The 12,373-nt window shown below is 32.7% G+C and carries 7 protein-coding genes; all 7 read right to left on the bottom strand.

Annotated elements, in window-relative coordinates; translation table 11 throughout:
• Window positions 1-353 precede the first annotated feature (353 nt).
• A complete protein-coding gene (locus tag ACJJJA_RS05680; RefSeq protein ID WP_444888151.1) occupies window positions 354-1,049 on the bottom strand; it encodes a CatB-related O-acetyltransferase in 696 nt (231 codons plus the stop codon).
• Window positions 1,050-1,178: 129 nt separating this feature from the next.
• Window positions 1,179-1,943 (bottom strand): sulfotransferase, encoded by a 765-nt coding sequence (locus ACJJJA_RS05675; protein ID WP_444903976.1) that lies wholly within the window; start codon window positions 1,941-1,943, stop codon window positions 1,179-1,181.
• 36 nt (window positions 1,944-1,979) lie between these two features.
• Complete coding sequence (locus tag ACJJJA_RS05670) at window positions 1,980-3,695, bottom strand: heparinase II/III domain-containing protein (RefSeq protein ID WP_444903975.1); 1,716 nt, start codon at window positions 3,693-3,695, stop codon at window positions 1,980-1,982.
• A gap of 212 nt (window positions 3,696-3,907) precedes the next feature.
• Entirely contained in the window at window positions 3,908-4,975 is a 1,068-nt protein-coding gene (locus ACJJJA_RS05665) for a hypothetical protein (protein WP_444903974.1), read from the bottom strand.
• Between the two features lie 9 nt (window positions 4,976-4,984).
• Window positions 4,985-6,199: a sulfotransferase domain-containing protein gene (locus ACJJJA_RS05660; protein WP_444903973.1), complete on the bottom strand. Its 1,215-nt coding sequence runs from the start codon at window positions 6,197-6,199 to the stop codon at window positions 4,985-4,987.
• Between the two features lie 609 nt (window positions 6,200-6,808).
• On the bottom strand, window positions 6,809-8,965 hold the full coding sequence (locus ACJJJA_RS05655; protein WP_444903972.1) for a glycosyltransferase family protein: 2,157 nt from the start codon (window positions 8,963-8,965) through the stop codon (window positions 6,809-6,811).
• A gap of 2 nt (window positions 8,966-8,967) precedes the next feature.
• Window positions 8,968-12,363, bottom strand: coding sequence for a glycosyltransferase (locus ACJJJA_RS05650; protein WP_444903971.1), 3,396 nt, complete (start codon window positions 12,361-12,363; stop codon window positions 8,968-8,970).
• Window positions 12,364-12,373 lie beyond the last annotated feature (10 nt).

The raw sequence follows: 12,373 nt of genomic DNA, 5'->3' as shown, positions 1-12,373 counted from the left end.
TGATAGTGATGTGTCTTGTTATTGTAGAATTTTACCCTCAAATATAATGTGTTAGTAGATTCTTCTTTGAAAGTATTTATAGAAAAACTAACAAATTTGATCCAGATAACGGTATGCGTAATAATTGGCATCAAATGAAACAAAAATTAATAAAGGCAAAATCTAAGTAAATTATATTTTAATTATAGCTATGATTCAAATTAGAAAATTAAATTCGATTTTAAATCGATTGTCCTTAAACATTAGGCGATCACTTATACAACATATTATATAGCATACTTGAAGCATTAATACTCTTTTTAGAACTATTTAAAACTCGCGATGGCTGGCAAGGTTAGTTGTGCTTCATAAAGTTAAATTAGACGAAAAGTCTCATAGTTTTTATAGTCCTTAATATTGAACGCTTTAAGAACATTTAATCGATCTTGTATCTCTAGATTTTTCATTTCTACCAAAATCTCTTTAGAAAATTCCCACCAACAGCTCTCTATAATAGAAGTGAATAGTGAAGGATCAACGCGATACTTTATATGCCTTGCTGGTGCTCCGCCGACCACACTAAAGCTTTTGACATCCTTAGTAACTACCGCATTTGCACCAATTACAGCACCCAGGTTTACCCTTACTCCTGGCAAAATAACCGCACCATCACCAACCCATACATCATTCTCTAGTACTGTGGGTTTTTTAAGCTCCTTTTTTGACAAGTTTGGGGAAGTTGTTAAATTTGTCATAACATGAGAACCTGGGCCAATTGATACACGTCGCCCAATTGAACAATAACGACCAATAAAACTCTGTTTTATATAACCACCGTCGCCCATGTAAGAATGAGCGCCAATAAATGATTTATATTGTCCTTCTAGCACAGGTGAATTAAGCCTGATTGACTCCTCAAAAAAAGCATACTTAGGCGCATTAGATCTTTTTACGCCATTCTTTGCACAATCTCTGGAACGAATAGGAATAGAAAATGAATTTGGAAGCGAAGGAAGCTCCGACAAAAAATTCTCCAGTTTTTCCAGTAGCAGAGCTTTAGAATGTGTCACAAGATCAAACTCCACATGAATATAAGAGAAATTTTTTTAATAGTTTTACTTTCTTAAAGATCATGTTTAATAATTGTAATGAAAATCGTTGAATCCTAACCTACGTGTAACAAAAAAACTAACCAGGATTTACAGTCTGAAAAATGTTTTCTGTATTTTTCTATATTCTTCACAAGAGGAAATGATCTGTTCTTCTTCATCAGTAAGCTCTATGATGGGTGTAAGGTCCTTGGTTCTTTTTTTTACATTTTGCATAGTGTTTTGGGGTAACATTGTATTAATTTTCCCAATAAACTCCTCATTGCAGTCAATACCAAGTGTGTCAAATATTGGCTTATAGAAATAAAATAGAGGTTTTTTGGGATATAGGTCAACATTAACAATAAAAACCCTTTCTGGGAATCTTGTCTTTAATTTAGAAAAATTGCGAAAACTAACTTTATATTTTTCAAATAAATCATTAAAAGGAAGGCTATTCCATCTGATATTCTTCAGATTTTTAATACTCCTTAAGACATCATAAGCGTTGCGTGCACAATATACATAAATAGGCTTGTTTATAGAGAATATATTTTCATATATTTCAAAGTAACTTTCAGCGGTTGGTGTTTTATTGCCAATAATTTTTGCTGTATATGATTTCTCTATTTGTCTTAGATTTGATCGAATAAGCCAGTAACTTTTAACTATTAATTCTTTTCTAATCGGTAACGTACTAGGTTCAACATTCTTCATCATAGAAGAAGTGATTTGTCTATCAGCACGTCTCATTAACATTCTTACATTATGAAACTCGTTTGTTATGCAAATATCAGGATGAAGATTCAGAACATTTGCACACATCCGAGTTCCACTTCTTGGGTTCCCTAAAATAATTACTGGTGGACTATTCATAATTAAATCAAACCCTTTGCTTAATGCAAGTGATAACTAATAGTTAAGATTTAGGTTAAAGAAATTTAGATCAAGTTCAATAGTTTCACCGGAAACCAGCAAATTAATTTTAGAATATTTTTTTGATGCGTATGAAATCTTTACTTCATTATTATGATCAAGTTGGATCATTGTTAAAAAATAATTTTTATTTGACTCAAAAACAATTCTTTGGCTATCCTTTTTAAGGTTAAATTTTTTTGCGTGGAAACTAGGAATAATTTTTGCTACTGGAAAATCGGTTTCATAATTGCTTTCATCATCAAAAGTAAATTGTTTTATTTGGCAGATACATTTTTTGTTATTGTTTAACAGATTTACATTTTGATTGATTACATTAAGTGTTAATTCGGGTCCAATATGGAAATACTGCTCTATACCTTTTGATATGCCTTCAAGTTGATCATAAATTAAAAAAACACCTGGTTTTATCCAGCAGATCATTCGAACAATAAAACATAAATCATAATCTGAAATTCTTGCTAGAGCTATTTCATATTTACCAAAATCTCTAAACCCAATAATTTCAGATCCACCTATGTTTTCTTTATAACTTTGATTTTTTATTGCGATATTTACTTTTCTGATTGTCTGATTTTCTCCTTTTGGTCTTACAGTATTATGGTAAGATGTTTTCTTCAGTTTTAATGAATTGATAGAATTTTCGTAATTTAAAAAGCCTGGATCAATTAAAATATCTGTACCTTTGTAATAAAGGTTAAAGACCCCATTATCTCCATGCTTATGTACATGAGTTTTATAACCGGAACTAAAATAAGCCCATATTTTATCCGTCGGGTCCCTAAAAATTACTTTATTTGCATCTCTAAGGAACTCACTTTTTAAGCCTTTTGAACATTTATATTTAACACCTGCATGTGTATCACCAATTGTAGGAACTGTACCATCTGGTCGTACAATAAGACTTGCATACTCTTGAGCTTTCCTCAGAGAACAAGAGGCTTTTTTGTGTAGTGACGGATCTAAAACGGATAGAGGTTCTTTTAATTTCTTTAAAAACCTTAAAATCCAAAAATGATATCCGGGACTATTTTCAATATGTACTCCATCTTCAGTTAAATCTCTGGTTAATGAATGACTTAGTCGAGAAATGAGATTTTTCTTGAAATGGTTTGGATAAGAAATATTGTTCCCTTCAAAAGTGCTTACTAAACCCAATAAAGCAATATCCATCATCAAGCCATGATTGTAATGTTTGTAATTACAAATATCTGATAGATATTCTCCATTAGATAGTAGAGTACTTATAATGTATTGTGGTATTTTTTTATTTGCATGAATTAGGCATGATAATAGATAACAAAGAGATTGTGTTCTATTAGAAAAAGCATGATCACCCAGTAAAACTCTTCTCATAGACTTTGTTATATTTTTTTTCTCTTGGGCTTCCCATTTAATAAAACTATTTACATAAGCTATTGCTCTCTCTAAGTATACTTCATTCTCCGAAACCTCATACGCATTAAGTAAATATGAGACAGGATGGAAAGTATAAGTGTATAATGAATAGGTAGTTTGCGCGGATTCAAAACGCATTTCCCAGAGTTCATTGAGATCATTAACTTGGATATTTGATAAAACAGGAGACAGTCTAACTTTATTGTTAAGAATGTCATCTGCAATAGAAATTGTTTTTTTACCGATTGGTGTCAATCTGAGGATTTTTTCAGCATTATAAAAATTGATTTTCATAACAAGGCCTCATAATACCTTGAACATTTAATGAGAAAATTTCTTTTTTGAATTTATAGGTTTTGATTTTAATAATTTTTTATATGGTCATATGTTATGAAAGATTTATGTTTTATATTCTATGATTCATAAATTAGTGATTTTTATATTTTTTTGAAAAGTTTTTTAAAGTTATAAATAAGTTATTTCTTACACTGTAACTTTTGTTGATTTTAAAAATCCATTTTGTCAAGAGTGCGGTCCTCTAACTCATTCTTAAGCGATCTATCCAAGATGTGAGACAGATCATCCCGCTCAATTTTTTTTAGATGATACTTCACTTTTGAAAAAACATGGAAGATTTCTTCATCGGTGAATTGGGGCGTTTCAGAATCTGGATATTCCATAAAATTATTATTAAAACCTTTAGCATCACCAAAAGAATATTCTTTGAACATTTTTCTGTTGGCTTCCTTAAAGTTATTATAGAAATCAATAGCTATATCTCTTCTAGGAAGCCTTCCTTTTCCAGAGAAATTTGATTTAAGAATCTTAATTATTTCTTTTCTATTTTTATTAGGCTTATTATCGTTAAATCTTAATAGGAATTTGTTGGAAATCCTAAGAAATTCTTGAGCAGCAGGATTTAAAGACTCATTAGAAACGTCTGGTTTTTTATAATTTGAAATATTTTTAAGTCCACACAGACGGAAAAAATCATAGAAAAAATCTTTCTTTACAAAAAGATTTTTCTCAAAAATTCTTGGCTTGATAGCAGAGATTCCAAATTGTTTACGCCAAATGTTCAAAATTTCACTATAGTTATACCTAAAATTTAGAGCGTCTTTCGATGGAATTATCTCAGAATTGGTTGAACCCGTTATTAAACTCAAATTATATAAACTTGTGGCATATCTATCCTGTCTTCTAAAATAAACAACAATATTGACTTCATCGAAATAAGGTTCTATAAATTTATAAAGAGAAGATATTTGTTCTTCACCAAAACCACATAACCATTCACTGGAAAATATTACGTTTTTTGATTTTTTTAATTTTTTCGTGATCATTTCAAGTCTGTTACTTTGGAATTGCTTAATTTCATTATAGTTTTTCAACCCCAATTCTCTAAATATTGACACTTTACAATTTGGTTCAATAAAACAAGCGGGTAAAACTCTAGGCCTAAAAAATGGAACCAATCCATTGGAAGTTAAATTCTTTTTATTTAACTCTAAAGACCTTTGAATAAAAGATGTTCCAGATTTACTCATTCCAATATGTAAAATGCACTTTCGCATATTTTATCCCTATATGCTGTATCTTTTCACTTGATGAAATAAATTGAAGTCAAAATGTTTATCTACAAGATCAATAGTTTCATTTGATATATCTCTATCACCGCCTAGCAACTTAGACTTTTCAACTTGACGTTTGGCTTCCATCCTAACTTCATCATTAATAGCCAGTCCCAAGTAATCAAAAATATCAAGAAGGTTAGATTCCTTCGAATAGAGGTTTTCACTAATGACGTAAAGGAAACTTTCTGAAAATTTTCCATCAGTCATGAGCTCTCTTATAGTTTTGTTGTTTATATTGTAATCCCAACAAGCAACAAATTGATCCCTAGGGGTGATATTCTTTGAACTCCATGCATCTTCACCAACTGCATTTTTTTTTGCTCTTTTAAAATAACTTTCTGCAACAAAATACGGGTTCCTAAAAAGGTGTATAACTTTGATGTCAGATGGTTCAAAATTATTCTTTGTTAAACCCCAGCTCATTAAAAAATTGGGTCTCTTATCACCAATATATATTGATGAGTTATATTTATTATAAAGATTGTTATATTTTTCCTTATAACCTTCTTCATGGAAAATTATATCTCTGCTCAGCATTGACTTTGAATAACCATTACCTGGTCCATATCTTTCTGTAGCCATGCATATTTTATTATGAGTGTTTAAAAAAGCACCAAGAGATGTGGTTCCAGATCTCGGAGTGCCACTTACAAAAATAAATTTTTTTTCCAAAAAGACTTCAGGTCTTTGATCGACACAAAGCAAGGCTGATCTTTCTTTAAAAAATGGATCATCTAAATCTTCAGCTTGAATACCTTTGCCAAGAAATGTTAAATAGTAATCATCACCACTTTCAGCCATAACAGAAAATAAAACTGCTTTATTTTTGTCTGTTATCAATTCATCGCTTAATTTTTCACGAATAATAAATCTTGCAGCAGCAATATCGCCTGAATAGTATAAGCATCTAATCATCTTGACGAGTCGATATTGCTTTATACGTCCACCTGTATTGTTGTATATTTTTCTCCAGACGTAACTTGCCTTCTTGAAGCTCTTTATAGACATAAGAAAGTCAGCAGAGATATTGAGTAACTTTGGGTCGTCTTCCTCAATAAGCTTATTTATATGATCAAAATTATTTAAATAAAATTTCTCTAAATCCTCGTTGCGATATTCTTCAGTTGAAGAAATCAAAACGTTTAAAATATCGCTATCTTGCATAGCTTTCTCCAAAAATATAAATCATGTTCATGATAGAATTTATCAGAATATTTTTTTCTAAGTTGAACTTGATAAGATCTTGCAAAATAAGTAACAATGTATATTTTTTATGCGCTCAAAACACTGAGCAGTATTGATAAAGTAATGGTTATCTTCAGGCATGCCTTTATGAAATTTTACTTTATTAAAATAAGAGTTAATTGTCTCATTTATAGTCTCTGTTTTGTAGTTTTAATCAGTTATTAACAATATTTTTATTATGTAGTATCGCCCATCACTTTAAATGATAAATTTTAGATCTCTTTGTGAACAAAGAATATATTTTTACAGTCTTCGGATTTCTATTTTTTCATACGGCACAATATCCCTTGAAAATTCTTATATTATTCTGATATCTCAGAGAAGTGTTCAGAAAGAAATAAGAAAACTATGTCTGATGAAATGTACAATTTTCTCTGAAATATTCATCAACCCTCTTACAATAGATTTTTAATATTTCAACCTCAAAAAAAGGGATTATAACTCCAATCTTAAAAAAACGGTTCGATAAAACTCGAATTAATCTTTTAGAAGATATTTTGAATAATTTTTGTGGTTTTCTTATAAAAACTATAAATAGTTAAGTATCAATTGAGAGTTAAATTTAGAGCAAAATCTATCAGTGGCGTACTTTTTAGCATCATGGGATGACAGGTTTCTATTTTGAAGTATAGATTGACAAGCTTTCTCAGTGGTTTCAACTATACATTTTTCTGGATAGATCGTCGATGAACCATCCCAATTAAAAATAATTGGAATCGCACCCGAAGCTAATCCTTCTGCAGGAGCTAAATGAAAACTCTCAAAATCACTCACAGATAGAATATAACCAATTTTCTGAAGCCAAGAATCTATAGGTCCATGCCCTTCAAAGATGACATTATCTTTCCATCCATTATCTTCTATTCTTTTGTATTGTTTACGATAGTAGTCCATTTCTGATCTGCGTGATCTTGAGTGCATCCAAGGATATTCCTCTGGACGCTTTCCTTTCACAAAGAGCTTATATCTCTGATCCAAGTTATAAAGGTTCTCAAAAATATCGAGAGCTCTATCCAGCCTCTTGCGTTGAGGTACGTCACCAATCATGCCTAAATGAAACTTAGCTTCTTGATTTTTAGCTTTATCAAGAAGTTTAATATCTACTAAATTATAGATCATCTTACATTTTTCTCTTTTGAGAGAAAATTCACTTACAAATTTCTCATACCAGTAAGGTGAAACCATAATATAGTTATCAATACTATCATGGTTAAATTTCTCTGGACTTCGAGTTGTAATCTCCTGAAGGTGCAACCTAGTAATTAACCGTTGACCTGATTTTTTATGCTTGGAATACCAAACGGTATTTCCTAAACCCCATTCACAAAAAATAGTATCTGCCTCATTGAGGAGTTTGAAGCTTTGCTCCTCATCATGTTTGTTATGCCCTTGCCATTTATCAATTAAAAGTTCAAAGTCAGAACTCTGCTCAATAGCATTCATGATAAATTTTGCAAACTTTAGGTCATGACCGGCAATAAGTATCTTTTTCTTGTCTTGTAAAAAAGTAAGTGCCTGTTGGGCACGATTCACCAAGTTATGATAGGAAAAACGCTCTGCCTCGATATTATTGATACTTAAATGACCATGTAGTGCGTCATACATAGCGTCCGCAATCCCTTCGATATTCTCTTCAGTTAAAGAGGCTCCGCCTATTTTTTTAAGCATATCTGGAACACAGCCCGTTTTCATGGTAACTGCCACTATTGGCTTTTTAGCACCAAGATAATCGGCAAGTTTTCCAGGATAAAATGGCGTATCTTTGAGACCTTGATCGCTGAAGTCAGCATCTCGTAACAGCAAACAGTCTGCCTCAGTCATTTTTCTTAAGCTTTCCAAGTAGCTTATAGTTCCATTGAAACTAACTACCCCCTCCAGTCCATAATCTTCTGCGGCTTCAATATAACGATCATTTGCACCATAGAACTCTAAAGCAAAACGACCTCTAAGTTCAGGATGCTTTAGCAGCAGACGTTGTGCACCAAGTATAAATGGCTCAGAAGTACGTTTGAATTTATACAACATCCCAACATGCATAAATTTGAATACTTTAGATTCACTTTTTCTATAGTGAATTAAGTCAGCTTGGTACATACGCTCATCATAACAGTGAGGCAATACATAAAATTTTTCATCATCTAACGGATTTTCTAATGATCTATTTACTAATTTTTTTTGGTAAGAATTAGTGATAACAATGCGGTCTGCCTGTTGTAAGACGAGCGCCTCTATTTGACTATCTTCTTTAAGTAGAGGGAACTGATAAAACTCATTATAAGGATTAGCAGCAATAGGGTCGCCAAAAGAAGCGACCCAGCGTAATTTTGGATTTAACTTCTTGATTGCCATCGCAGCCATATGTGAAGCAATCTCATGCGAATGAGAAACCATTACTGAGTAATGATTATGACATTTTAAACAATTGTAGTAATCGAGTACTTTTTCAACATACAGAGTTCGTGCTTCTCCATCACGAGCGTTTTCAATAGGTACCTCAATTTCATAACGATTAAACTTACTCGCCGCATACTTAAACATACCTACGTTATCAGGTTGTTGCTTTCTTTTGATCTGAAGCACATCGTATTCATACCCAGTATCTTTTAATCTCTTGAACAAATTAAATGCAGATGAACTCTTGTATGGTGGGAAATGCCAGGATACTAATAAGACTTTCTTATTCATGGTTATTCATCTCCCCAATAAATAAAATCTTCTAATGCTTCATCATATAGATCATCATTAATTTTGCATTTTAAAACTCTTTCGTCACCATAATATTCTTTCTTGTTCTTATAAAATTCTTTAGCTATTTCCATACCAAAAGTGATATCACTGTTGGATTCATTTAAAAACTTGTAGGCTGTACTAAAATTTCTTAATTCAATGAATAGATGTTTTTTTTCTGCTGTTTGTATACTATAAATATGCTTAGCTCTTTGAATATCCTCTTCAGTGTTAGCAGTTATTGCAAGGGTTGCGCCAGGTAAAGCTATATCTATCTCAATACCTAATAGATGACAAAGTGTCTTTAATCTATGGCCATAAGTATGTGCACGCATTACTTTCCTAACACCACGACGCGCAAGCGTTTGATAGTCAGAAGGAGAGTTCTCTAAATCTCTTATTCTATCAGCAATACAATTTTTATCTTCTGACATGATTACAACATCACCAAATAATTCCTTCATTCCTTTTGAAGCATTACTGATAATAGGCGTTCCAGACGCTAGTGACTCATATACTCTCCTTGCAAACATGGTTGAGGAATTCTGTACAGAATTCATATTGATCTGATATTTATAACCTCGATGTACTTTCCAGATATCTTTTGCAGGAAGATTACCAACAATATTAGCTTGATAATTTTCTGGGAAATTAAACTTTTCAATACCCTTTTTATAGTTACGATCAAAAATATCATATTTTAATCCGGCTTGATCAAGCTGATTCATAACAAAGTTAAAGTCTATGCAACGTTTTGGCTTGTCGCCATAATAAGACCCTGCGAACACCGCTTTGTCAGAACGAGGAAAGATTAATGATGGATTATGGATTTTTGGTTGGGCTGCAAAAGAAAGTGGATAAGCATCAATTCCAAAATCCTTTTTGTACCGGGGAACCATGTTAACGTCACTAGTTATTGCTAAATCAAAAAGTTTTGCGATAGGTCCAAATTTTTCGTAGTGTGGAGGGTCTTCCTTGTTCCAGAAAACTGTCGGAATAGCTTCTCTTTTACAGTATTTTATGAGCCCTCCTAGCTTTCTTCCACCACCACTACCTTTACTTATTGCTCCCCAGCTTCCATCATTTCCATTCCAACAACTTTCAACTAATAGAAAGTCTGGTTTGATTTTATCTAATTCAAAATGCCAATGTTCTTGAGTCAACTTTACTAAAGTTACTTCATGTGAAAGACATTCAGATGTAAATTCATCTAATATACATGCAATTGTTAAGTCTGAAGTTAATCGACGCTTTCTATTATCATGTACTAAGGCAGTTGGCAGTGGCTTATACTTGAGTAACTCAAGTTTATGAATTCTTTCAGATTCCTCATCAAAACAACGGCCTGAAATAACCAGTTTAACCTGTTCTTCTGGCATTAGACCGAGTCCGGCAACTTCAATTACAACATCTGTGACATCCTTGGGTAGCTTTAACTTGAAGATTTCTTTCAGCTCACCATTTAGCGTTTTGCTATTTTCATTTAGATATCTAAAATGCTTTTTGAACGTTGCAGCAACCCCTATTCCAGAAACTGTATTTTTTTTCCTACCGAGCTTGTCCAAGAAATCAAATAGAACAACAGCTTTCCGAGCACTATGTGAATTGTTTAACTCATAAACAATCAAAGAGGAAAGCTCTAGAGTGGCTCCAGATGTTGGGACTTTAAACTTCGTATAACTCAGTTTATTACTTCCTTTTATAGTGAGATTTTTTCGCTCCAAGAAATCTTCTTTTAGTTGTTGATTTAAAGATGATTGCTGCTCAACATTTTTATTTTTGTTAGAAATTACCTTATTTGCACTCTCAATTTTGTCATTTTTATATTTTTTTTGCTCTATTGGTTTTTTCTCATCTATGAGAACTTCATCTTCAATGGTAACATCCTTGAATTCTGTTAATGGTTTTTTATTTCGGATATCAGTGTCTATATTATTCAGAAGCCAAGGTATATTTGTTACAGAATGTTCAGATTTGTTTTTCCATATGTTTTCGGCCCAACTTTCTGAAATCTTCGTTTCGGCGCCGCTGTTTACACTATCCTTAGCATTGTCAAATAAATTCCCGGAACTTTCCAAGGTCTTTTTAGTAATTTTATTATAGTCTATTGATTTTCCATACAGAACTTCTATTAATTCATTTACACAATCCTTCATTTGTATTATTTTATTTTCGCTCCTCGCAACAATATTGAGCGAGGCTGAAATACAGTTCATAAGATCATCAGAATCTTCACTTTTAAAAGTAGTGACATTTTTATATTTACTGGAAATCTCCACTAGTGGAACAACATCTGAGACAATCAATTTTTTCCCATATGCGAGTGCTTCAACAGCCTTCATTGGTGAAACTAGTTCGCACACTGATTGTTTCTTACGAGGAATTACTACTGTATCAATCAGAGCATAGTAATCAGCAATCTGTTCATGTGGGACGCGTCCTAATTGGACTAACCAAGGCTGATCCGTAAGCTTCTTTTCTGGATGCATTAACCTATTAACCGGTTGATCATCTCCCACTAGTAGTAACTTAAAGTTTTTTATACCCTCGCTTAGCTTTGTACATGCATCAATAAGAGTATCTAATCCTTCATAGGGTGTGAAGCTACCGATATATCCCACTACTCGGTCTTCAGGATTAATACCAAGCTTTTGCCTTAATATCGATTCAATACATTTTGCCTTTGGTAGTTCACCGACACCATTTGGTATAATACTAATCTTATTAATATTTAATCCTCGATTCACCAGCTCATTCTTCATTTGTTGGCTAAGGGTAAATACTTTTAATGCTTGCTTACTAACAAATGTGTTACGGTTCGCTTCCAACTTATAGGCTTTTGTTTTTTCGTAACCTGGCTCTCGTGCTTCTCGAGAAAGTTCCCAGAAACCACGGACCTCACTATAAAAAGGTAAACCCAGAGCTTTTGCAGCAACAAATGCAGGTAGTCCAATCGTGTAATCTGATGCTGCTAATACAACTGCGGGGCGATATATTTTAAAATGCTCAATAAAGCGTGCGGCACATATTTCTAAATTGGCTCTCTCTCCATCAGGCGGTGAATCATTTAACCAGCGGCTATGGATATATCTAACACCATTAACTACTTCCTCGGGGTGTACGCTATTTTTTTTTATACCTAATTCCCAAGGTCTACCAGGTCGAACAAAACAAAGGGTATCGAATCCATATTCATTAAGTGCTTTGGCTATTGCTTGTGTTCTTATCGAATAACCATTACTTGCATAACTTTGTCCGTGACATACCATGTAAGCTATACGTTCACGAATCGGAGAATACACATCATTTACGGAATGATCGACAAGATCTTCTACGTGTTTTAACAAAACATCCATAGTAAGCTCT

The organism is Microbulbifer mixtoriginis (SeqCode) (assembly GCF_052466865.1).
Note: the sequence above shows the minus strand (reverse complement) of the source record. Positions and strands in the feature narration are given on the sequence as shown.

What these genes read in the sequence shown, in the direction of transcription:
- ACJJJA_RS05670 (WP_444903975.1), bottom strand. Translation starts at nt 3,695, where the DNA reads ATGAAAATCAATTTTTATAATGCTGAAAAAATCCTCAGATTGACACCA.
- ACJJJA_RS05660 (WP_444903973.1), bottom strand. Translation starts at nt 6,199, where the DNA reads ATGCAAGATAGCGATATTTTAAACGTTTTGATTTCTTCAACTGAAGAA.
- ACJJJA_RS05665 (WP_444903974.1), bottom strand. Translation starts at nt 4,975, where the DNA reads ATGCGAAAGTGCATTTTACATATTGGAATGAGTAAATCTGGAACATCT.
- ACJJJA_RS05650 (WP_444903971.1), bottom strand. Translation starts at nt 12,363, where the DNA reads ATGGATGTTTTGTTAAAACACGTAGAAGATCTTGTCGATCATTCCGTA.
- ACJJJA_RS05675 (WP_444903976.1), bottom strand. Translation starts at nt 1,943, where the DNA reads ATGAATAGTCCACCAGTAATTATTTTAGGGAACCCAAGAAGTGGAACT.
- ACJJJA_RS05655 (WP_444903972.1), bottom strand. Translation starts at nt 8,965, where the DNA reads ATGAATAAGAAAGTCTTATTAGTATCCTGGCATTTCCCACCATACAAG.